The sequence below is a fragment of the Lactobacillus sp. UMNPBX1 genome (assembly GCF_002554085.1).
Taxonomy (GTDB): Bacteria; Bacillota; Bacilli; order Lactobacillales; family Lactobacillaceae; genus Lactobacillus; species Lactobacillus crispatus.
Genome location: NZ_PCZI01000010.1, coordinates 13,673 through 37,174 on the forward strand (window position 1 = coordinate 13,673; position 23,502 = coordinate 37,174).

26 protein-coding genes are annotated in these 23,502 nt (G+C 36.5%); 4 read left to right on the forward strand and 22 right to left on the reverse strand.

Features of this window, described 5'->3' with window-relative positions; genetic code table 11:
* Positions 1-87 precede the first annotated feature (87 nt).
* The 8 genes from CP352_RS06435 to CP352_RS06470 all read right to left on the reverse strand — a co-directional run bounded on the left by CP352_RS06435 (position 88) and on the right by CP352_RS06470 (position 7,255).
* A complete protein-coding gene (locus CP352_RS06435) occupies positions 88-306 on the reverse strand; it encodes a hypothetical protein (RefSeq protein ID WP_005720420.1) in 219 nt (72 codons plus the stop codon).
* A 63-nt stretch (positions 307-369) separates the two neighbouring features.
* Positions 370-915 carry a DNA-directed RNA polymerase subunit sigma gene (locus tag CP352_RS06440; RefSeq protein WP_005720419.1) on the reverse strand — a complete coding sequence of 182 codons (546 nt, stop codon included), beginning with the start codon at positions 913-915 and terminating at the stop codon, positions 370-372.
* Positions 916-1,048: 133 nt separating this feature from the next.
* On the reverse strand, positions 1,049-1,804 hold the full coding sequence (gene rlmB, locus CP352_RS06445; RefSeq protein WP_005724210.1) for a 23S rRNA (guanosine(2251)-2'-O)-methyltransferase RlmB: 756 nt from the start codon (positions 1,802-1,804) through the stop codon (positions 1,049-1,051).
* Positions 1,791-2,234: a mini-ribonuclease III gene (locus tag CP352_RS06450; RefSeq protein WP_013085836.1), complete on the reverse strand. Its 444-nt coding sequence runs from the start codon at positions 2,232-2,234 to the stop codon at positions 1,791-1,793. The genes rlmB and CP352_RS06450 overlap by 14 nt, the downstream gene beginning before the upstream one ends.
* Positions 2,227-3,660, reverse strand: a complete 1,434-nt coding sequence (cysS, locus tag CP352_RS06455) for a cysteine--tRNA ligase (RefSeq protein WP_089145589.1) — start codon at positions 3,658-3,660, stop codon at positions 2,227-2,229. The genes CP352_RS06450 and cysS overlap by 8 nt, the downstream gene beginning before the upstream one ends.
* A 90-nt stretch (positions 3,661-3,750) precedes the next feature.
* The gene (gene gltX / locus CP352_RS06460; RefSeq protein WP_005720415.1) at positions 3,751-5,250 is read right to left on the reverse strand and encodes a glutamate--tRNA ligase; all 1,500 of its coding nucleotides are present in this window, start codon (positions 5,248-5,250) and stop codon (positions 3,751-3,753) included.
* Positions 5,251-5,327: 77 nt separating this feature from the next.
* Entirely contained in the window at positions 5,328-6,704 is a 1,377-nt protein-coding gene (gene radA / locus CP352_RS06465; protein ID WP_005720413.1) for a DNA repair protein RadA, read from the reverse strand.
* A complete protein-coding gene (locus CP352_RS06470; RefSeq protein ID WP_005720412.1) occupies positions 6,704-7,255 on the reverse strand; it encodes a dUTP diphosphatase in 552 nt (183 codons plus the stop codon). Before CP352_RS06470 ends, radA begins: the two co-directional genes overlap by 1 nt.
* 132 nt (positions 7,256-7,387) lie before the next feature.
* Between CP352_RS06470 and CP352_RS06475 the strand changes: the two genes are divergently transcribed.
* The gene (locus tag CP352_RS06475) at positions 7,388-7,687 is read left to right on the forward strand and encodes a hypothetical protein (RefSeq protein ID WP_089142846.1); all 300 of its coding nucleotides are present in this window, start codon (positions 7,388-7,390) and stop codon (positions 7,685-7,687) included.
* 68 nt (positions 7,688-7,755) lie between these two features.
* Positions 7,756-9,105 carry an aminopeptidase C gene (gene pepC / locus CP352_RS06480; RefSeq protein WP_089150628.1) on the forward strand — a complete coding sequence of 450 codons (1,350 nt, stop codon included), beginning with the start codon at positions 7,756-7,758 and terminating at the stop codon, positions 9,103-9,105.
* Between the two features lie 61 nt (positions 9,106-9,166).
* Here pepC and CP352_RS06485 read toward each other — a convergent pair whose 3' ends face one another.
* The 7 genes from CP352_RS06485 to CP352_RS11330 form a co-directional block, all read right to left on the reverse strand.
* Positions 9,167-10,102, reverse strand: coding sequence for an AAA family ATPase (locus CP352_RS06485; RefSeq protein WP_023488529.1), 936 nt, complete (start codon positions 10,100-10,102; stop codon positions 9,167-9,169).
* A gap of 110 nt (positions 10,103-10,212) precedes the next feature.
* A complete protein-coding gene (locus CP352_RS06490) occupies positions 10,213-10,893 on the reverse strand; it encodes a 2,3-diphosphoglycerate-dependent phosphoglycerate mutase (RefSeq protein WP_098034890.1) in 681 nt (226 codons plus the stop codon).
* A gap of 11 nt (positions 10,894-10,904) precedes the next feature.
* Positions 10,905-11,087, reverse strand: coding sequence for a hypothetical protein (locus CP352_RS06495; protein ID WP_005720404.1), 183 nt, complete (start codon positions 11,085-11,087; stop codon positions 10,905-10,907).
* 8 nt (positions 11,088-11,095) lie between these two features.
* Positions 11,096-11,995: a cation diffusion facilitator family transporter gene (locus CP352_RS06500; RefSeq protein ID WP_013085829.1), complete on the reverse strand. Its 900-nt coding sequence runs from the start codon at positions 11,993-11,995 to the stop codon at positions 11,096-11,098.
* Between the two features lie 60 nt (positions 11,996-12,055).
* Complete coding sequence (locus tag CP352_RS06505) at positions 12,056-12,736, reverse strand: histidine phosphatase family protein (RefSeq protein ID WP_013085828.1); 681 nt, start codon at positions 12,734-12,736, stop codon at positions 12,056-12,058.
* A 42-nt stretch (positions 12,737-12,778) separates the two neighbouring features.
* A complete protein-coding gene (locus CP352_RS06510; RefSeq protein WP_369823551.1) occupies positions 12,779-13,459 on the reverse strand; it encodes a sulfite exporter TauE/SafE family protein in 681 nt (226 codons plus the stop codon).
* Complete coding sequence (locus CP352_RS11330) at positions 13,399-13,536, reverse strand: hypothetical protein (protein WP_233186920.1); 138 nt, start codon at positions 13,534-13,536, stop codon at positions 13,399-13,401. Before CP352_RS11330 ends, CP352_RS06510 begins: the two co-directional genes overlap by 61 nt.
* Positions 13,537-13,609: 73 nt before the next feature.
* Here CP352_RS11330 and CP352_RS06515 point away from each other — a divergent pair, with 73 nt between their 5' ends.
* Both CP352_RS06515 and CP352_RS06520 read left to right on the forward strand, forming a co-directional pair.
* Positions 13,610-14,269 carry an HAD family hydrolase gene (locus CP352_RS06515; protein ID WP_065990063.1) on the forward strand — a complete coding sequence of 220 codons (660 nt, stop codon included), beginning with the start codon at positions 13,610-13,612 and terminating at the stop codon, positions 14,267-14,269.
* Between the two features lie 36 nt (positions 14,270-14,305).
* The gene (locus tag CP352_RS06520; RefSeq protein ID WP_098034892.1) at positions 14,306-14,890 is read left to right on the forward strand and encodes a DJ-1 family glyoxalase III; all 585 of its coding nucleotides are present in this window, start codon (positions 14,306-14,308) and stop codon (positions 14,888-14,890) included.
* Positions 14,891-14,918: 28 nt separating this feature from the next.
* Here the strand turns inward: CP352_RS06520 and CP352_RS06525 are convergent, their stop codons facing one another.
* From CP352_RS06525 to truA, 7 genes are all read right to left on the reverse strand, one after another.
* Positions 14,919-15,368: a GNAT family N-acetyltransferase gene (locus CP352_RS06525; RefSeq protein WP_089142842.1), complete on the reverse strand. Its 450-nt coding sequence runs from the start codon at positions 15,366-15,368 to the stop codon at positions 14,919-14,921.
* A 221-nt stretch (positions 15,369-15,589) separates the two neighbouring features.
* Positions 15,590-17,068, reverse strand: a complete 1,479-nt coding sequence (locus CP352_RS06530; RefSeq protein ID WP_233186921.1) for a hypothetical protein — start codon at positions 17,066-17,068, stop codon at positions 15,590-15,592.
* 472 nt (positions 17,069-17,540) lie between these two features.
* Positions 17,541-18,743, reverse strand: a complete 1,203-nt coding sequence (locus tag CP352_RS06535) for a helix-turn-helix domain-containing protein (protein WP_158227697.1) — start codon at positions 18,741-18,743, stop codon at positions 17,541-17,543.
* A gap of 22 nt (positions 18,744-18,765) precedes the next feature.
* On the reverse strand, positions 18,766-21,624 hold the full coding sequence (locus CP352_RS06540) for a DNA methyltransferase (RefSeq protein WP_098034894.1): 2,859 nt from the start codon (positions 21,622-21,624) through the stop codon (positions 18,766-18,768).
* A 134-nt stretch (positions 21,625-21,758) separates the two neighbouring features.
* Positions 21,759-22,154 (reverse strand): 30S ribosomal protein S9, encoded by a 396-nt coding sequence (rpsI, locus tag CP352_RS06545; RefSeq protein WP_013085821.1) that lies wholly within the window; start codon positions 22,152-22,154, stop codon positions 21,759-21,761.
* 11 nt (positions 22,155-22,165) lie between these two features.
* Positions 22,166-22,609 (reverse strand): 50S ribosomal protein L13, encoded by a 444-nt coding sequence (rplM, locus tag CP352_RS06550; RefSeq protein WP_005720369.1) that lies wholly within the window; start codon positions 22,607-22,609, stop codon positions 22,166-22,168.
* 104 nt (positions 22,610-22,713) lie between these two features.
* Positions 22,714-23,502 carry a tRNA pseudouridine(38-40) synthase TruA gene (truA, locus tag CP352_RS06555; protein WP_023488521.1) on the reverse strand — a complete coding sequence of 263 codons (789 nt, stop codon included), beginning with the start codon at positions 23,500-23,502 and terminating at the stop codon, positions 22,714-22,716.

Genomic DNA, 23,502 nt, shown 5'->3' on the forward strand with positions numbered 1-23,502 from the left:
AAAAAACAGCCACCGGAGAAGGTAGCTGTCTTAGTGGTCAAAACTATGCGTGACCACGGTGCGTAGAACATTGTTTTTTAGTCGGATTTACTTCTTAAGATTTTCGTTAACGAAGGCTTCGATTTTATCGTCTGAGTCTTTCAAAAATGGAAGCATATCTTCTTCCGTCTTCATGGTATCTCTACCATTCTTTTCCATAAAGTAGTCCCAAAGGGCATCTCTAACTGGCATATCTGAATCACTCCAGTCAAAAGCTTCCTTCATGTGACGGTCTAACAATGCAGTCTTAATAATTTCGTCTGCCATCTTAAATTACCTCCTAAAATATTCTACATTACTTATTATACCGCACTTTCTTTTGATCAGCTATCAAAAAAGCACTTTCCGCATTTTCTGTAAAGTTCGTGCTCGAGCTCTGACCAGCTTCATTGCTTCAATATTTAGATGATCAATCGCATACTCTGTACTTATCTCGCCAATTATGGTTAATAATGCAATTAATTCAACGTGTGACAAGCTATTAACAAAATTATTGTAAGTCTCATCAACTGGAATCGATAATTCAGAGCGGCATGGTTCATTCACGCTTCCTTGAATGTCCGCCTTTTCTAGCGGAATCGATTGACTATAGATTTGCCTGCGACGTGCCATATTGTAACGTACCAGGGTCCGTGCATGATTAAACAATTTAGTTTTATATAAACTGCTAAATTTTCCCTTTTGAGGCGAGAAAACTAGTGCTGCTTCATAACAAACAATCATTGCCTCTTGATCCCAATCTTTGCGATCATAATGATGCAAATAGAATTGCTTCACGATTGAATTTACTAACGGCTCATATAAATGAAACAATTTTTCTAAAGCTTGGTCATCTCCTGCCCGTACTTTCTTAATCAGCTTCTCTTCATTAATCATTCAATTTATCCTCCACCTCAAAGAATACAGACTATCCCCTGAGTTTGAGAAGAAAACACATGTTTAATGGACAGAAATGAGCTTTATGTATCTAAAAAAGTAGACAAAACTCACACTTTTGTCTACTTTCTGTTTATTTTACTAATGGATTTCTACTATTATAAGCTTGATAAAGCAATACCCCGGTTGCCACACTAGCATTTAAGGATTGTACGTGACCAACCATTGGCAAAGTAATAGTTTGATCCATCTGCTTTTTAAGTAATGGGGCGATGCCTTTACCTTCGTTACCAATTACCAGTACAGTCTTGCCTTGGGCATTCCATTCACGATAATCAGTACCTGCCATATCAGTTCCAAAGACCCAGTAACCGCGTTTCTTCAGTTCTTTAGTAGTTTGAACTAAATTATTAACGCGCGCTACTGGCACATAATCAATTGCTCCTGTAGATGTTTTAGCTACTACCGAAGTTAAGCCAGTCGCGTGACGCTTAGGAATAATGATCCCGTCAACGCCAGTAGCATCGGCTGAACGCAAAATTGATCCCAGATTGTGAGGGTCTTCAATAGAATCCAACATTAATAAAAATGGTTCTTTACCTTCTGCATCATACTTGTCCAGCAATTGATTTAAATCTGCATATTCAAAGCTAGAAATTGCTAAAACTAGACCTTGGTGATTGCCACCAGCAACCAAACGATCAAGCTTATTTTTAGGCACGTCTTGAACAACTAAACGCTTTTTTTTAGCTAAACTATAAACTTGATTAGCAAATTCTTCTTGTACACCGTGTTGCAAAAAAACCTTATTAATCTTGTCGGCACTTTGTGTTTTTAAATAATCAAGTCCGGCATGGCGTCCAAAGACAAAATCTTTATTTGAAGTCATAATTTTTCAGCCCGTCCTCTTCTACAGTATCAATACACCACTTGCTTAAGTCTGCCACTCGATCATTTTTTCCCAGTAAATAAAGATAACCAATCATTGCTTCAAAGCCTGTTGATAATTGGTATGTTTTCAAGCTAGTATTCTTAGCCTTAGTATGACTTTTAGCATTACGTCCACGACGAAAAGCAGCTAATTCATCATCCGTTAACATTTCTTCATCTTGCATCTTAGTTACCAACGCAGCTTGTGCTTTAGCTGAAACATAGTGAGTCGCTTCACGCTGCAATACTTGTGGTTTAACGATACCGCCTTTAACTAGGTGTCTGCGAATAATTACTTCATACACTGCATCCCCTAAATAGGCTAAAGTTTGTCCATTTAAAGTATCCGGATTAACATCCTCTTCCGTTAGTTTTTTTATTTTAGTCACGAGTCCACCTAGTTCCTTGTGGGGTATCTTGAATAGTGATCCCCATTTCCTTTAATTGATCACGAATTTGATCACTAGTTGCCCAATCTTTATTTGCTCGAGCCTCATCACGCTTTTTAACTAAAGCGTCAATTTCATCGTCATTGGAGCCAGCATTTTTAACGCAAAGCTTATTAGTATCCACGCCAAACACTAATAACCAACTAGCTAATTTCTCTTTAAACTTTTGCAATTCTTGCTTGTCAGCTCTAGCAGCATTAGCGTTGGCATTGACTACAGGCAACAAATCATAGATAGCTGTTAAAGCATTTTGGACATTAAAGTCATCGTCCATCGCCTGTTCAAATTTTTCGTTAGTTGCCATAATCGCCTGTGCTAATTCGGCTGATTCTTCACTAGCTGTATCATCTGCTAGACGGTAATTAATATTAGTCAAAGTATTTTTAAAGCGATCTAAAATTGTAGCTGCTTGTGCTAAATTTTCAGCAGAATAGTTAATTTGGCGGCGATATTGTACGCTAGCCATGAAGAAGCGCAGTACTTGCGGATCAACTTCCCTTAAAATATCGTGCACTGTTACGAAATTGTGCAGTGATTTAGACATCTTTTCCTGATCTTTACCGACAGTTACAAAACCGTTATGCAGCCAATAATTAACAAACTTTTTCCCGGTCTTAGCTTCACTTTGTGCAATTTCATTCTCATGGTGCGGAAATTCAAGGTCTTGACCACCACCATGAATATCGATCGTATCGCCTAAATATTTGGTACTCATGACAGAACATTCAATATGCCAGCCTGGCCGTCCCTTGCCCCATGGTGAATCCCAAGCAATTTCATCGGGTTCCTTTTGCGCCTTCCACAAAGCAAAATCGATTGGATCTTCTTTGCGGCTTTGTTCTGTATCGTTAATGTGCTCTGAAGCACCCTCTTCAAGCTGTTCAATATTTTGATCACTTAACTGACCGTAATGCTTAAACTTTTTGGCACGATAATAAACATCGCCGTCTACTTCATAAGCATAGCCATTGTCAATTAGGCTTTTAACAAAAGTGATAATGTCATTAATTTCATGAGTTGCACGGGGATGCAAAGTCGCCGGCTCAATGTTTAGCGCTGTCGTATCAGCAAAAAAAGCATTGATAAACTTTTCAGCCAATTTGGGTACAGTCGTTTTTTCAGCTCTCGCTTCGTTGATCATCTTGTCATCAACATCAGTAAAGTTAGAAACATACTTAACGTCATAACCCTTATATTCAAAATAGCGTCTAATGGTGTCAAAAGCAATTGCGCTTCTGGCATTACCAATGTGAATATAGTTATACACCGTTGGTCCACAGACATACATGCTGATATGTCCTGGAACTAATGGCTTAAATTCTTCTTTTTTACGCGTCAGTGTATTATAAACTCTCACGGCTAACACTTGTCCCTTCTGTCAAAATAACTAATTTTTATTTTAGCAGATGAAAAAAGAAGCTGCATTTATTTGCAGCCTCTTTTTCAATTTATCTAATTAAAGATTATTAGCACTCATTTGCTTCAAGGTTAAATCAATGTGTTCTAATACACGTTCTTTACCTAAAAGCTCCATTGCTTCGCCAATACCAGGTCCAACCATTGAACGCGTGGTAGCAATTCTAATTGGCATAAAGAGCTTTCTTCCCTTGATGCCAGTAGCCTTACGAGTTGCTTGAATAGCGTTCATGATTTGAACTGAAGTAAATCTTGGGATGAGGTCTAATTGCTTCTTGAATTCTTCAATTACACCACGGCCATCATCATTCTTGATTTCTTCGATTTCTTCGTCTGAAAGATCCTTAGCTTCTTCAAAGAAAATCTTAGCCATGTCTACAATTTGCTTAGTGTATGACATTTGTACTGAGTAGATGTTAACCAATTGACGAACCCATTCCATCTTTTCTGGTGTTGGATGCTCATCAACAAGACCTGCTTCTTGCAAGTTGTTCAAAGCTAAATCAAGCAAAGTGTCGCGATCAGCCTTCTTGATGTATTGGTTGTTAATCCATTCAAGTTTCTTTTGGTCAAAAGCAGCAGGTGACTTAGACAAACGTGCAGGGTCAAATTGCTTGATGAATTCACGCTTGTTAAAGATTTCGTTTTCACCCTTTGGTGACCAACCAAGAAGAGTAATGAAGTTAAACATAGCTTCTGGTAAGTAACCAAGATCACGATATTGTTCAATAAATTGAAGAACTGATTCGTCACGCTTAGAAAGTTTTTTACCAGTTTCTGAATTAATGATCAATGTCATATGACCAAACTTAGGAGGTTCCCAACCAAGTGCCTCATAAACAACTAATTGCTTAGGTGTGTTAGAAACGTGATCATCACCACGAAGTACGTGAGTGATCTTCATCAAGTGGTCATCGATAACTACGGCAAAGTTGTAAGTTGGCATTCCGTCACGCTTTTGAATAACGAAATCCCCACCAATAGTGTCTGATTCAAACTCAAGGTGTCCCTTAACAATATCATCCCATGAATAAGTTTCCATTTCTGGAATGTGGATACGAACAACTGGCTTTAAGCCCTTAGCCTTTGCTTCATCTTGAGCTTGCTTAATTTCATCAGCAGTCATACCCTCATATTCGTAAGTATAGTGAGGTGCAACACCTGCAGCACGTTGTTCTTCACGTTGTGCTTCAAGTTCTTCCTCAGTCTTGTATGAGTAATATGCTTTACCTTCATCGATCAATTGATCAATATACTTTTGGTAAATTTCTTTTCTTTCTGATTGACGATAAGGACCATAGTCGCCACCCTTATCAGGACCTTCATCCCAGTCAATTCCTAACCAGTGAAGGTTTTCCATTTGAGACTTAGAACCGCCCTTAACATTACGCTTTTGGTCGGTGTCTTCAATTCTCAAGACCATCGTACCCTTGTTATGACGAGCGAATAAATAGTTAAAAAGTGCAGTACGTGCGTTACCAATGTGCAAGTGACCAGTTGGACTTGGTGCATATCTTACACGGATTTTTTCTTTAGCCAAAATTCATGCCTCTTTCAAAAAATAGTAAATTCAAACAATCTTAGTTTACTCGTTATATAGTAAGAATTCAATTAATGCTAGCCAAAAACTAATTTTAAAGCTTGGGGAATACTCGAAACGGGAATTACTTCAATGCCATGGTCTTTTAATCCAGAATACATATTATGCCGTGGAATAAAGATCCGCTTAAACCCTACTTTAGCCGCTTCTTTTACTCGTGCATCGATTTTATCAACTCGGCGAACTTCACCAGTTAAGCCCACTTCGCCTACAAAACAATCTGTCGGCGAAATTTCTTTATCGGTATAACTGGATGCAACTGCCATGGCAATTGCTAAATCAATTGCTGGTTCATTCAATTTAATCCCACCAGTTGCAGTCAAATAGACATCTTGATTCTGCAACATTAAGTTTCCCCGCTTTTCAAGCACCGCTAGCAGCAATGAAGCTTTGTTAAAACTAATACCTGACGTGGTCCTTTTAGCATAGCCAAAAGCTGTCGGAGTAACCAAAGCCTGAATTTCTGCTAAAAGTGGCCTAGTTCCTTCAAGCGATACCACCACAGCAGAGCCAGTAGAATTAGGTAATCTTTGGTCCAGAAAAATTGATGATGGATTAGTTACCTCTCTTAAGCCTTCATTAACCATTTCAAACATTCCAATTTCGTTTGCTGCTCCAAAACGGTTTTTAACAGAATGCAAAATTCGGTAAGAATGGTGTTCATCCCCTTCAAAATAGAGAACGGTATCCACCATATGTTCCAAGATCTTAGGCCCAGCAATCGCACCCTCTTTTGTAACGTGGCCGATAACAAAAACTGTAATGGCATCCATCTTGGCAATTTTCATTAATTCACTTGTTACTTCACGAACCTGTGAGGCAGAGCCAGTCATCGAATCAAGACTTGGTTCATTCATAGTTTGAATGGAGTCGATCACAACAAAGTCAGGCTTAACATCATTGATTTGTTCGCGAATATCATGCATGTCAGTCTCTGGATATAAGAGCATATTACTTTGACCTACACCCAGTCGGTCAGCCCGCAATTTGATTTGGTTAGCTGATTCTTCTCCCGAAACGTAAAGCACCTTATATTTTTCAGATAAGTCACTCATAATTTGTAACATCAAGGTTGACTTACCAATTCCGGGATCTCCACCAATTAAAACTAGTGAGCCTGGCACAATACCACCACCTAAAACGCGGTTTAATTCCTCAGATTTAGTGACAATTCGTTCTTCTTTTTCAGCTTTAATCTTATCCAGCTTTACCGGTTCATTTAATCCAGTCTTCTGAATCAAACGACTAGCAGTTGCCTTAGTAGAACGCTTTTGCACTTCTTCAGTTTCTTTTTCAAATTGATTCCAGGCACCACAGTTAGGACAGCGGCCTAAATAACTTGCCGAAATATAGCCGCAAGAACGACACTTATATTGTGTTTTTACTCTAGCCATTAATCCCCCTTCTTTTCATTAGTTGATCCAAAGCCGCTAACTCTTTTTCGACTAATTGGATCATCATCGTCGGTCTTCAAGTATTTGATAAAAATGCCTTGAGCAATACGGTCTCCCTTCTTGATGTGCAAGGGCCGTACGCCATAATTAATCATTTGTACAAAAATTTCGCCCTCATTGTTAGGATTATTGTAATAATCTGCATCGATAACGCCGATCCCATTTGGCAAAGCTAGATTACGCTTAAAAGTATTAGATGAACGATTAGCTAAAATCAACACTTCATCTTCTGGCATATAAGCTTTAAGTCCAGTTGGCACTAACAACGGCTTTAAAATCTGATCCGCCATCTCATAGTCGCGCTCATACAGCTGGTGTCCATTTCTAATCAACCTAAAAATCCGCACAAAATTTAGTCGCCAAATGCTAGGGATAGTAATGTCTTCAGCTGCTTCGATGTCATAGCCTGCACTGGCTAGGGTCTGTCTGCGAGGAAGATTAATTTCCTGATCTTGATACTTTTTGACTACTTCAAATCCACGTGTTTTCATTCCAAAGCTCCATTTATCTTTTATTTTGACAGTTATCTATTTTACAATGTTTTTAGTCAACACAAAATAAATAGCTCTCTATTATTTATTACGCAAAAAAAATGAGATTATTTTTTTAAAAAGGAATTTTTTATGAATAAGCAAAATACGCACCAAATTTTCACTATAAAAAATGAAGAAGACATACTATTATCTAGCGTTACCTTAGATAAAATCGCTCGCAAAGACAGTAATGTCTGGATAATGAACCATTTTTTTATTAATCCACAATTTAATAGTCAGGATTTGCTTGAAAAACAAATGCAAAAAGTTTGGCAATTAGCTCAAGAAACTAACTCACCCATTTGGCCGCTTGATCCTATGATCATTGACTACTTCACCCAGCATCCTCAATTTCACAAAATTTGGTATCATCGTCCATTTAATCGATAAGATTATTAGACGACTCATTTTGAATAAGATAAAATTAATTTAAGTACTTATAAAGGAGGATTTTTTTTATGGTAAAAGAAATCAACAATGATACTATTAATAAATTTGAACAAGACTTAGCTAACCACCCTGTTTTTGATGTGGCTAGTCACGCTGCTCAAGAAAACGGTATCTACAAAGCTAGTCAAAACTTACAAACTAAGATCGACCTAGATCCAACCTTCTCAATCGAAATTGATACAGGTAACCCTGCCGATCAAAAGCAGTCTGGTCGCTGCTGGATGTTCAGTGCTTTAAACACTATGCGTCACCCATTACAAAAGAAATTTAAGTTAAAGGACTTCGAATTATCTCAAAATTACACTAACTTCTGGGATAAATTTGAAAAGTCTAACTGGTTCTTTGAAAATGTGATCGCAACTGCTGATAAGGACTTGGGCGATCGTAAAGTTTCATTCTTATTTGCGACTCCTCAACAAGACGGCGGTCAATGGGACATGCTTTGCGGTATTATTGAAAAATATGGTATCGTTCCTAAGAGTGTTTATCCAGAAACTGCTAATGCTACTAATTCAAGTGCATTAAACGACACTTTAAATACTTTGCTTCGTAAAGATGGTCTTGAGTTACGTAAATTAGTTCAAGATGGCAAGTCAGAAGATGAAGTACAAGCTCGCAAGGAAGAAATGCTAAACGATGTCTTCCGTATTTTGGCTACTTCATTGGGTATTCCACCAAAGAAGTTCAACTTTGAATACCGCGATGATGACAAGAATTACCATATTGACAGGGACATTACCCCAAAGGATTTCTTTGACAAGTACGTTGGCATGGATTTAGCAAACCATATCTCAACTATCAATGCTCCAACTAACGACAAACCTTTCCACAAGGTATTCTCAGTTGAATACTTAGGTAACGTTGAAGGCGGTCGCCAAGTTCGCCACTTAAACCTTAAAGTTGATGAAATGAAGGACTTAATCATTAAACAATTGAAGAGTGGCGAAGTTGTTTGGTTCGGTTCAAACGTAGTTAAGGATTCTGAACGCCGTGCTGGACTTCTTGATACTAACCTTTACCGCCGTGATCAATTATTTGATGCTGACTTCACTATGTCTAAAGCCGACATGCTTGATTCTGGTGAAAGCATGATGGACCATGCCATGGTGATTACCGGTGTTGATATCGTTGATGGTAAGCCAACTAAATGGAAGATCGAAAACTCATGGGGTGAAAAACCTGGCTTTAAGGGTTACTTCGTAATGAGTGATTCTTGGTTTGATTCATTTGTTTACCAAGCAGTTATTAACAAGAAATTCTTACCAGAAGATCTTAAGAAGGCTTACGATGAAGGCAAAGATAACCCAATTCAATTATTGCCATGGGATCCAATGGGAGCTTTAGCTTTTAAATATTAAATGAATTAAACAGATAAAAAGAACTTATCCACTAAGATTGTGAATAAGTCCTTTTTTATTTTTACCAAATATGTAATAAGCGGGTTGGATCTAACTTACTTAAGTTGAACTGATGCACATGTTGCTTTTTATTTTCCGGAAATTCTTTCACAAAATCCGCTACATTATACAAACCAGTTGAATATGTCCAAACTCCCTTAACCTTTCTGATCGGATCCAACATCTCATTTCGAATTGGATAAGCTGAAATCAAAAAGTGCTTGTGATGAAACTTAAAGACAAAATATGGCAACTTGAACTGCTTAACTGCTTCATCTTCAGTTTTAGCAATTGAAACTACATTTCGATAAGTTCCATACTTTTCTGTAAACTTGTCATTAAATGAAAAATAAAAGTTCGAGATATGCACATGTGGAAAATCTTCTTCATCTACCATGTCAGGAACCGCAATCACATGAGCATAACGATCTAAATTTGTCTCACGCTGTGACAACGCATGATCCATCTGATTTGGCACAACTTTATGTGCCCAGTATGGTACTTCTGGATGTGCTTCATAAGAACGATACATTTGCTTAACCACTTCAGGCTTAACCCAATCGTAATGCATTCTAGTCTGATTACGCTTAAGCAAACTCTCTAAGGTAGTATGTTCCATCAGATCTACTACAAAGCATTCATAGTGATACTTGTCTACCCAAGGCTTAAAATGTTCAATCGCACTTGGAACGATATGCGTCCCATCCACAATAACAGTTTCGCCATATTCCATCTTGTGTTCTACAAGGTGATCCACCATTTGCTCAGTACGCACAGTTACGTGCCGCGGAATGACTTGGTGTAAAACATCCGCATCCTCTTGATAGTAAACTGTCAAATCCGCCAATAGTAGCCTAATTTGATCACGACTGATCGCATAAGGATTTAAGTGATGGCGAGCAATAAAAGAAGATTTACCGGAGCCAGGTGCACCTCGTAATAAAAATAATTTACGCATGCCTAATACTCCAAACTAAATATACTAGAAATCATAATAGATTTTACCATAGATATGTGTAAAACCTCATTTAGAGCATTAAAAAAATGCACTAAGGTGCATTTTTAACATTATTTACGTAAAATTTGTTTGTTAATAATCTTTAAGTGCTCATCCATAGTATAAACAATCGGTTCCGCATTAGGAACTTCCAGTTTTACGATGTCATGATCACTAATCTGCTCTAGCTTTTTTATCAAAGCACGCAAACTTGAACCGTGGGCTACGATCAGTTGGTCTTCACCATTCATCAATCGAGATGCGATATGATCATAATAATATGGCATAAGTCTTTTTTGAGTTTGATGTAAACTTTCTGCCCGTGGCATCAAATGCTGATCAAAATGCTTATAACGGCGATCAATCATTGGCGACCCCTGCTTAGGTGGAATTGAATCAAAACTACGTCGCCACAATAGAACTTGTTCCACACCAAATACTTTACGTGAAATGTCCTTATTAAGGCCCCTTAAAGCACCGTAGTGGCGTTCATTCAGCCGCCAGGTCTTAGTCATCGGTAGCCATAATAAATTGCAGACATCGGCTACTATATTTGCTGTTACAATTGCACGGGATAAGACTGAAGTATGAATGTGGGTGGGAGCAAAATCCGAAATGGTTTTAATCAATTCACCAGCTTTTTCTGCTTGTTCTTCACCTTTTTTAGTCAACGGAACATCGTTCCAGCCAGTATAAACATTGGCAGCATTTGCCACACTTTCGCCATGTCGAACTAATACTAATTTAGCCATTCTAAGATTCCTTACTTCATTAATACTCTAACGATCATAACAATTCCTGCGATCGTGAAGATAATTCCTAAAGCCATAAAGGCTCTAATGCCGCCTTTATTGGTAGGTTGCTTACGCCTATTAAAAGCATAGGACATGTCATAAATACCCATAATCAATACAATAATCGCTGTAAAAATATTAACATTAAACATTCTTTCACCTAATCTTCGTTAATACCGTGGCCTGGAACGATCATCTTGTCTTTTCTGCCACGCTCGCACTCTGCTTGTAAGGTAATATGATTAATACCTAACTCTTTTTGTAACTCCTGTCCAATATCTTGGTATAGCTGCTCTAATTCATCGGCTCTTAATCCTGGGGCTACATTAATATGCGCGTCCATCATAATAAAGTCATCGCTGTAGCGCCAAACATGGACATGATGGATATTTTGAACTATGGGGAACGATAAAACAATCTTGTTCACTTCATTCAAGTCGATATCAGGATTAGATTCCATCAAAACATTGGCTGCTTTCATTGTAATTTCATAAGCTTCATGCAAAACAAAGATTGAAACTAAAATAGTCAAAACCGGGTCAAGCCAAGTTACATTCCAGAAGTAAATGAAGATCGCACCAATTACAACCGCTACACTGGACAAGGCATCACTTAACATATGAATAAAAGTTGACCGTACATTCAAATTAGCCTTGGAATCGCTATGCATTGCTAGCATTGAAATAATATTGGCAGCCAGCCCAATAATCGAGACAATCAGCATAATGCCACCGTGAATATGTTCCGGCTTCCAGAAACGTTGAATTGCTTCAACAAACAAAACCACACTGATCACGATCAAGATAACGCCATTAGTAAAAGCGGCTAAAGTTTCAGCTCTTTCATAACCAAAGGTCTTAAACTGATTACGACTTTTGCGACTAATCAGGTGCGCCACAAAAGATAAAATAATTGCACCAACATCACTCAGATTATGAACTGCATCTGAAAGCAGTGCTAATGAACCTGAAAAAATACCACCTATAAATTCAGCAACAGTAATAACAACATTCAGTAGAGTTACGAAGACATAACGCTTAGTTGTATGATCTTTATTCATAAAATATTTTCCTTTCGTTATCAGTGTACCAAAAAAGGCCCTACTTCGGCAGTAGGACTTTTATAGCTCTTCAGCATCTACATTATAATCAACAATTTCAAATGAACCGTCATCGTGCAAAATTCCACGAGTAACGCTCCCATTATTTGGAAAAACAATATCGTTTTTGCCATTACTCTTATTCCAATATTTTATGGACAAAGTTTTAATAAAGTCACCATGGCTAACTAACAAAACTCTTTGTTCATCTTTAGTTAAATCGCGCAAAACGTCAATTGCCCGTACCATCCGCTCATCTAACTCATCCTGATTTTCCGCTAAATGACGCGGATCAGCCTTTTTTGTAGCTGCACGAAATTTGCGCAAGCCTACCTGATTGATGATCTTAGTTACATCATCTTCATGGCCAATTCCTGCGGCTAGTGCTACTTGCTCCCAAGTCTGGTTAATATCATCGCCTTCAAAAGTTCCAAAGAAGACCTCACGAAATTCAGGCAGCTTTTTAATTTTACCAATATCCGAGACCACATTAGCATCCTTCATCAAGTGAACGGTATCAATTGCTCTCTTCAAATCTGATGAATACATGTTATCAAAGTGAACTTGACTCAAGGCCTTAGCGGTTCTCTTTAGATCGTTAATCCCCTTCACGGTTAGAGGAGAATCGCACCAACCCTGAACTTTGTTCAATTGGTTAAACATTGTTTCACCATGACGTACCAAATAAACTTCTGTTGCCATCAACCTTAGCCCCCCTTTTCATTGCTTAATATTGTACCAAACTTATTGCAGGTATGCCGTATAAAAGAAGTAACCGGCTTGAATGAAGGCCAAACTTGCAATGAAAATTCGAACTGGCTTTTCCGGTACTCGTCTTAAAATTGCTGGCCCAATATAGCCACCAATGAACATCCCGATTGCCAAAGGAATCGCTTGAAGCCAATAAATATGCGAAGTAAACATAAAGATAATTAAGGCTACCAAATTGGCAAAACCACAAATCACATTTTTAATAGCGTTAATAACAATAAATCGATCATTAGTAATATAAGTTAAAAGTACTAGTACGATGACTCCACCAGCTGCACCGAAGTAACCTGTATACATCCCCATGACTAAAAGTGCGAGAAAATAAATTATTTTAAGCCATGTTGGTTGCGCCTTAGTATTTAAACTATGGTGTTTACCAGAAACAATAATCATCAATCCTGAGAAAGCAATGAAGAATGGTACTGCTTTTTCAAAAATCTTTGGAGGAAAAGATAGAAGCAAAATACAACCCAAAATTGATCCCACAACTGTAAAAATGGTATAGAACCAAACTTGCTTCCAATGTCCTTTTAACTCCTTAGTCGAAGATACAGTTGAACCGATGCTAGTCCAAATTAGCGCCGCATCATTAGTTACATTAGCAAATACTGTGGAATTCCTACTGCTAGCAAAACTGGGTATGATGCAAGTGATGCCATTGAGGCCACTGACGATAATAAGCCACCCGCAACACCACCTAATAATAAGAAAATTACGGTCCAGATTGTCATTTTTTAATTCCTTTCCTAAAATTGTCTAGTTCATTATAATTCTAATAGGAACTAACACAAAGGAAGTTTATTCATGGCTACATTTGAAACCTTAATTTTCATTCCAGAAGGCAGTTTATTAAATGAAAAATTAGCAGAAAAAACTGCGCTGCGGCAAACTTTAAAACATTATGGGTTAGACTGGGGACCAGCTGAGCGACTACGCTACACTAGCTTAGAAAAAGAATTTAAAAATTTATCTAGCGATGATCAAATCGATTTAGCTTTATCTACATTTTTAAAAGAAGATCTTTCTAAAACGCGAACTGTTTTTGATGATGCAATGAAGGATCAAACCAGGTTAGTCAAGGGCGCCATCGACTTTATTGATGAAGTCAGTGGCAAGCTGCATTTAATTTTGCTTGCTAAAGAAAAGTGCACTCAAATCGAACCGCGCCTTGCACCTACAGAATTGCTTTCTTCATTTGACAATGCTTATTTCGCCGATGATTTTACGGACAAGCTGCCAAGCAAAAATATTTTCTTTAAGATTCTGAAAGACAATCCAGATATTGATCCAGACACAGTTTTAGTAATTGGAACTAATCTGGATGAAGAAATTCAAGGTGCAGAAAATGCCAATCTAAAATCATTATGGCTGGCACCTAAAAAAGACAAGATACCAATTTCACCTCATCCTACTCTTCATTTAAGCAAATTAGCAGATCTTTCATTTTACTTAGATCTAATGTAAGTAGATAATTAAAATAGTTATAGAAAGGATGATTTTATGACAAAAGTTGCTGTAGTATTTGCAGACGGTTGCGAAGAAGTCGAAGGTTTAAGCGTTGTTGACGTATTGCGTAGACTTAATGTTGAATGCGATATGGTAGGTTTAATAAGTAAGAAAGTAGATGGTGACCATCATATTGAAATCACTTGTGACAAAGTTGTAGATGACAGTTTATTAGATTATGATTTGGTTGCCTTTCCAGGAGGCATGACTGGTTCTGCTAACTTACGCGATAATGAAAAATTACGTGATCTGATGATTAAGCGTCATGAAACTGGCAAGTGGGATGCCGCAATGTGTGCTGCTCCACGCGCTCTTGCTCGCTATGGTGTTTTGGCAGATGCGGACTTCACTTGTTATCCAGGCATTGAAGAAGAATGCTTAAAAGATGCCCCAAGTGCTCATTTTTCAGAGAAAATTACCGTTACTGATAAAGAGCATAAAATTTTAACAAGCCGTGGTCCTGCTACCGCTTGGGCCTTTGCCTATTCAATTGCCGAAGCCTTAGGGGTCGACACTAGTGCCTTAAAGAAGGGTATGCTCTACAATTACCTAGCCGATAATATTCAAGATAGTTTGTAATAAAAAATGATTGGGTTTGATCGCCCAATCATTTTTCATATTTCATCAAATCTACTTCAACATGAAAGCTCTCATTGCCTGGCATCTTACCACTTTCGTGTTGAATAGTCTTAAAGCCTTTGGCTAAATATAATTTTTGTGCAGGATTTCCTTCTAGTACTTCTAAATAGAACGGTCTTCCTGCATTTTTTATTGCGAAATCGATTAATTGACTGCCAATTCCTTGATGCTGATATTCTGGTTTTACATATAGCCATCCTAACTCTTCATCATTGAAGACTACAAAACCTACTGTAGTCTTATCTTTTTGAGCAACATATACTTGATAATCGTCAAATAGTCCCTCTTTTTGAGATGCAATTTTAAATGGGATAAATGCAGCGGTTAAATTAGCCGCTGCAAGCTCCTGTTTTCTGGCTGGATCATGTATTTCACATAATGTCGAAAAGTCTGACTCTTGGTATTTTCTAATTTGCATGATTATTGTCCCACTCCTTTATTTGCCTGATTATTTCCTAATTTATCAAAAAATATCATTTTTCGTCAAATATTACCCAGGAAATAATTATTCTGCAAAAAGAAAAGGCACTCTATTGAATGCCTTAATGAAGAAAAATTTAAGTTATAGTTTTTTTGCAAGTTGATACTGCTTGAAAATGAATCTGTTTAGTGAGGATAGATTATCTAGAGATTTTATTATTAATTAGTTGTAAAGCTTCCTTTCACTGTTACTGCATAGGAACTTGTACCCTTTTGAACAGTTTTACCATTAGCAATAATTGTTACTTTGTTTCCTTGAGAATCGACGATCTCACCACCATCAGCTAAATTTAAATTTGTGACAGTTGAGTTACCTGTAACTATCCATTTTGAATTTGACCCAACGCTGATAGTCAATGGTGTCTTGCTCTTGGATGAACTTGTAGCATATTTGTTAGCCACAATACTAGTTTTGCCAGTGTAAGTTGAATCATCTGTCAACTTCACATTAGCACTTGAAATGCTATCGACTACAATATTACCTTTTAGGGTTTGGTTTTTAGCTGTCAGAGTTACATGACCACCATTTTTACCCTTAGTACCCCAACCATTAGAATTATTACCGGCTACATTTAATAAATATACTTTGCTATTATTAAAATTCAGTTTAGTATTTTCTAAAGTGATTTTGCCTGTAGTGTTAGTTACGTAAAACATTGCACCACTAGTAATCGCGGTTTTTAAAGTAGAGTCCTTAGCTTGGAAATCTGCACTCTTACTTGATGACGTTTCTGCATCCCCAGAAGTTGATTGATAAATAATCACACCATTCTTAATTGGGTCAGAACCTGAGAGCTTATTATTAGTTGACGTCAAATTGGAATTGACTAAATAAATCTTATTGTAGCCTTCCATCCCAGCAATCTGACTACCGCTAGCTGTACCAGTTACATTATTGAAATTAATAGTACCAGTTGAATATGCTAATGGTGAACCAGTACCCTTGGTAGCTACTTTAGAATTTTTGACTGTAACTGTACCACCACCACGATCGGTTGCAGCAGCTGCAGAGTGATCGCCTTTAGTTGAAATTTTTACCTTATTGGCATTGATCTTACCACCGTAAGTTGCATCTAAGCCTCTTGAATTGGCTTTTCCTGTAGTCTTAATCTTGGTATTTGATACATTAACGGTACCTTTATTAGTAGCAAAGATACCATTAGCACCTGTTGCTTTAGAAGTTAAAGTAGCATTTTTAACTGTCGCAACCGCATTTTTACCGTTTGCCAATAAAATTGAGTCTAAACCATAGAAGTTAGCATTATCATCATTTTTAGAATTGCCCGTTTTCTTCAGTTTAGTACCATCTAAACTCAATTTACCATTCTTTTGTACAAGAGCTACATTTTGATCAGTCTTGTTATTAGTAATTGTCTTCTTGCCAACCTTAGTAGTACCAGATTTTACATTAAGCGAAGCTTTTAAAGTACCCTTATAATCATATGATTGAGTATTTGGACCACCCTTACCAGACTTACCATTAGGCTTTTGCCCCGATGGTTTAATTTTTTTCTTATTTGTCGCTGCTTGTGCAGTATTATTTTCTATTTGATTAGATGACTGAATCCCTGTATTGATTAAAAAAGTAGTAAGCAATGTCGCTGTTGTTAGTAGTTTAACTTTATTTTTATTCTTCATCTTGATAATTCCTTTCTTTGTTCGTCCTATCGATTGAGTAATAGAATACGCGAATAGTTTGAACAAAATATGGTTATCAAGTAAAAAACAATTTAAGAAAAAGCTGCTTAAAATGTAAATTGGTTAAGTTTTTTTAGAAGTTGTAGAATATATTATTTGTACTAGATGTTTATATGTGCATAGCTAACCTGCACAAAAAAAGCATCGCTTTTCGCGATGCTTTTTCTTGTATATAAACGTAAAATCCAAAGATTAACGCTTTGAGAATTTCAAGTTATCAGAACAGGAACAAAGTTACCTAACTATCAAGGATAATCCATTTGAATCCATACAATTTTTAACAAATTAACATATTATATGGAAGAAACTGGAATAAAATCCATGAAGTTAGAAAACATTGTGACCAATTGTGACCATTTTAAGTCGATTACCTTACTCAGGCTCTATCCCTCTTGGATGGGGCTTTTTCTATTTAGTCGAGAAATAGCAAACTAGGTCTTTCTATATCAGTTTCATAATCTATAAAATTATTTATAAATTCACTGACATTCTTTTCTTTGCACATGTGCCTGATATTATCATCAGTATATTCTGTATCGCCATTATTAAAATCTATGCTAAGTTTTTCTCTATATTTTTTTATCTGTTCATCAGAAGGCTGAACTTTTATTTGAATTTGTGGGATTTTATCCTTCAATAGCTTAATTACATGTTTTCTTTGGTTTTCATCCTTAAAAACAACTATATCCTTTAAAAGATGACTGCGTTGCAGATAATCTGAAGACGTTGAATAATTCTCATGAGTAAAAAGAAAATTTTCAACAAAAAAATCAAGTGTATCCGCATAAATACATTGGAAAGTCAGCATTTCATCAAATTGCCCTTGTTTCAAAACTGCAATTTTTGGTGCAACGGTAATAAATCTTCCACCATCTAGCCAAATTACTAAAATATTTTTTATTAAACGATTTCGATACATTAGCTTTAAAATTTGCCAGTCCATTTTAGTACGCCATTGTGATAAAGAATACGATTCTACTCTAAATCTTTTTTCAGTATCATCAACTAAGTACATACAGTAATCAGGGTCTATATTATATCTAAATCCCACCTGATCATTTTCAAAATACTCCCAATTTCTTACATCTAAAAGTTTTATTTTATATTGCTGATCAATTGGTAAATCTAGTCCAAATCTTTTTTTCCAAAGTTTCTCAACTTGATAATCTCTAGCCGTTTTCCTTATGTCCGTTTCTCTATCATTTAATCTTATAAAGATTTGTCCTGCTTTAATTGAATACCTACATGCCTTAGGATGAAAATCTTCACTCAGATAAAGTGGAACATCATTTGTATTTCTAATAATTATTACATCTACATCATGGCCAAACAACTTTATAGTCTTAACTAATACTCTAGGAATACTTTGATTAGCTATAGGTAACATATCCAAATAACTTGTTAATTTTTCAGTATTTAAACGGTTTTTATCATTTTCAACACCGATTATCTTTCTATCACTATCCCTAACTCCTAGAATTATATAACTATCTTTATGATGAAAAGTGTTTACAAAACTAAAAATATCTTTTATCATTTCATCTTTTTGATGCTTAGTGTACCACTCCAATTTAAAGTCATGATACTCATCTTCATCTTCAGATAATAACTTCATAATCCTGTCTTCAAACAAAAAATCACACATCCTTATTAACTATCTTTTCATAGATCTTAAACAAGTGGGCTACAGCATCACTTTCGCCTGTACCTTTGATAGGCAAACCATAAGCCTCCATTACAGCTCGATCATTATCTTGATGAGCCTTCAATAATTCTTTTGGCATAGTTGCTGGATCATAAAGATCAGCAAGTGAACTATCTGGATATAAGGCACGTGCACCTAAAATAGCTTGAGCTGTTTTTTCAATTCTTGCCTTTTGTTTATTTGTAGGTGTTGGCCAAACAAAATTATCATAGACTAACGTATTTGAATATCTATAATCACTCTTTAATCTACCTGCGACTGCTCTCATCCAAGCCATATGAACATTTGATTCTAAAACTCCAAATAAATAAATCGTTGCATTATCTATAAAAAATAATGCATTAGTATATACCACTTTATGAGGCATGAAATCCATGGGGATATATCTTCTATTTTGAGATGAAACGACTGGTACAACGATACTATTTCCCTTAGGCACCTGAGACTGAAAATATTGACTCGGTCTATCACTCAATAGCCTAGTAGTTTTTGCACCACTACTTTCTCGATATTTCTTTACAGCTAAGACTTTATCATATATTAATTTATTCTTTCTAATCAAATTGATAGGACAATTTTTCAAATAAAGGCAATAAGTTTTTTCATCATTGATACTATTATTTAGAAACTTACTAGCATTTAAATATTGATATACATAATCTTTAATATTCTTATTTTCAATCAAAGATTGTACTTCATCATTATTGAGAATAAAATTACCCCCATCAATTAATTGAGCACCCTTTGTCATCTTAGGAACATTGGATAATGGCTTACTTCTCCTATTAACAAATACAGTCATTCCAGGAGTTAGATATGGTGTCACATTCTTAACTTTCTCAACTTTTCCATTATCAAAGATATACTTATTTTTTGTACCTTTAAAAGAGAAACCAATTATTACAACATGAACTGCGGCTTTTTCTTTAGCTTCGCTCGTCCAAACAAAAGTTCGAAATCCAAAATTGATTTTAAACTTAAATTTTTGGGATAATGGTTCCCACACATTTTGCATGGCTGAACCCTGTGTTATTGAGTTTGTACTTACCAACGCACATCTAATATTGGTGTTTTGAATATATTCCAAACTCTTAAAATACCATCCAGTAACATAATCAATTGACCTAATACTCCCCATTAAGTCAATAAGGTTTTTCTTCTGATTTTCAGATAATAGTTTATATCCTACAAACGGCGGATTCCCCATAATGTAATGACACGCATAATTAGGAATTACATCATTCCAATCCATCGTTAAAGCATTACCTTCATGAATATGGGTATAAGTCTTCAATGGTAAGAAATCCCAGTCAGCATAAAAAATATCCTTGGTTTCTTCAAGCATCTGACTTTCTGCAATCCATAAAGCTGTCTTAGCAACAGAAACAGCAAAATCATTAATCTCAATTCCGTAAAATTGCTGAATTGAAACTTTAATAATATCCTTAGCCTGTCCAATATCAAAAGATGTTTTCATACTGTAGTCATTTTTAGAAGAAGTGGCACCATAAAATTTTTGAATTTCACGATTTTTGGCTTTATTAAATTGCTCGGTATATTGTAATTTAATTGCTTCGTTTTCCAACTTTCTTAACTGTAAATACGTCTCAGTTAAGAAATTACCAGACCCACAAGCAGGATCAAAGAAAGTCAGATTAGCAAGTTTCTCTTGAAATTTTCTAGCTTTTTTCTTTAATGTCGCTAATTGCTTAGTTTTCTTAATCTCGTTCAGTTCATTTTTAAGTTCATTCAAAAATAAAGGATCAATTACTTTATGAATATTTTCCACAGAAGTATAATGCATCCCTCCTTGGCGTCTAGTTTCAGGGTTCAAAGTAGATTCGAACACAGCCCCGAAAATAGTCGGACTAATTTCAGACCAATCAAACTCATCACTAGCTTTGCTTAATAATAAATCACGTAAGTCATCAGTAAACGGAGGAATCTCTATATCTTCATCAGAAAACATCCCACCATTAACATAAGGAAATTGAGCAAGTTTTGGTTCATCATCCGCTAAATAAGGATCACGATCGTCTTCTATAGTATCTAACACTTTAAAAAGATTAATTAGAGCTTTTCTAGTATGTCTTGCATCAAAGTCTTCAAGATAATCATGAAACATATTCTTTTTACCGAAAATTCCAGCATCCTCAGCGTATAAGCAAAATACGATTCTTACACAAAGCTGATTAATGCTTTTTTGTGAGTGTTCATTATCTGGATCTTTATACTGCTTTAAGAGTTCATCATAAATTTTACCGACCAATTCACCAGCGCTTAAGGAGACTTGTTTTTCTTTTTCCAGATGTTCGTTACTCTTATCAACCAAGAATTCAAGCTGATAGTAATTCTTGTCTAAATCCTTTAGTTCAATTCTAACTGGTTCAAAATTAGGATGCTCCATGTCATACACACGGAACTCAATGAAATTACAAGTAACAATCCAACGAGGACGCTCAGAATAAGGTAAATGATTAGCATACCTTTGTGCCTGTTGATAGGGCGTCAGCACCCCCCCATCTGACTGTTTTATGGGCTTATCTAAATCCTTATTGCTACCCTTCTGCTCAATCATGACATGAGTCTGGTCAATATAACCATCAATAAAACTCTCATGTGATAATTGCACTTTCTTTTCAAACTTAATAAATTGCTCTGGCTCTTCAACTCCTAGAACGTCTCGTAAAAGCTGTAGCCAAAATGATTGACTATCTTGCTTTTCATGTCCTCTGTCTTGCCAATTTTCAATAAATTTTTTAGCGTTTCTTTTTTGCGTTGTTATGTCCATAATTTTTATTACTCATTTCAATTAGCTATTATCAAATTATAACAATTATACATTATTAATCATCTTTCAACTCCACAAAAAAAGCATCGCTTTTCGCGATGCTTTTTCTTGTATATAAACGTAAAATCCAAAGATTAACGCTTTGAGAATTGTGAAGCTTTACGGGCTTTCTTCAAACCTGGCTTCTTTCTTTCCTTCATTCTTGGGTCACGGGTTAAGAAACCTGCCTTCTTAAGTGGACCACGGAAGTCTGGGTCTACTTCAAGAAGAGCACGAGCGATACCAAGACGGATAGCCCCAGCTTGACCTGAGAAACCACCACCGTTAACATTAACGTGAATGTCGTATTGACCTTCAGTTTCAGTTAATGTTAATGGTTGCTTCAAGTCCTTAACCAAGTTAGGGAATGGAATGTATTGATCAACATCTTTATCGTTAACAGTGATCTTACCGTTACCTGGTACTAAACGAACACGCGCAACTGAATTCTTGCGGCGACCAGTACCTGTGTATGCAGCTTGTTGTGCCATTGTATAACCTCCTAGATTAATTTGTTAATATCTAACTTTTCAGGCTTTTGTGCTTCGTGCTTGTGGTCTTCGCCAGCATAAACATGCATCTTCATGAATTCATGGTGACCAAGAGTGTTCTTTGGAAGCATACCCTTAACTGAGATTTCAACCATCTTAACTGGGTTATTAGCAAGCAATTCACCGTAAGATACGGCCTTCAAGCCGCCACGCCATGATGAGTGGTGGTAGTAGAACTTGTCTGAAGCCTTTTTACCAGTCAATCTAATCTTTGATGCGTTGATAACGATAACGTTATCACCAGTATCAACATTAGGTGTGTATTGAGGCTTGTTCTTACCTCTCAAAATAGTGGCAACAGCTGCAGAAAGACGACCAAGAGTTACGTCAGTTGCATCAATAATGTACCACTTACGTTCGATTTCACTAGATTTTGCTAATGGTGTAGTACGCAATTTAAATTCCTCCGTTTATTTGCAGTTTGAAAACAATAAGTTTCCGGGGCCTATCGTGGACAAACATACTATACTAGAGTACGTCCTTTTAGAGAAAAAGTCAATTATAAATGCTGGTCTAAACGATATTTTTGTGGGATTTCATCGTAAAAAACATGATAAAGGTACAAACCACTCGCATGAGCAGTTTGTCTTACCTCTTGACGATCCTTGGCAGCAATTACTCGTTGCAAGTCATGAATTGGCCTACGATCATTACCAATTTCCAGTAGCGCCGCTACCATAATCCGCACCATATTATACAAAAAGCCTGAACCAATAAAATCAAAAATTACTTCATTTTCTTTTTCGTCTTTAGTAATGTTTACATAATAAATGGTCCGAACTTTATCTTCAATTTGACCACCGCTGGCCGCAAAACTGGTAAAATCGTGCTTACCCAATAAGTCCTGAGCTGCAACCTGCATTTTTTCAATATCTAATGGATACGGAAAATGACCAGTATAAAAACGCTTAAAAGGATTAACAAAATGATCTAAACTAACACGATAGCGATACCATTTCCCCTTAATCGAATAACGCGCATGAAAATTCTCATCAACAATTTGGCAATCATCAAAGATAATATCGGTTGGCATCATAGAATTCATTGCCAAAATCATTCGATTGGCTGGAATAGTTTTACCAGGATAATCAAAATGAATTACCTGTCCAACCGCATGTACACCGGCATCAGTTCTACCTGACCCCTGCACAATCACACGCTGCCCCTTAGTCATTTTCTTCAACGCATCTTCAATTGTCCCCTGAACAGTTCGCTGGTCTGGTTGAAGTTGAAAGCCATGAAAAAGATGACCATCATAAGCCATCGTCATTTTATATCTTGTTGTCAT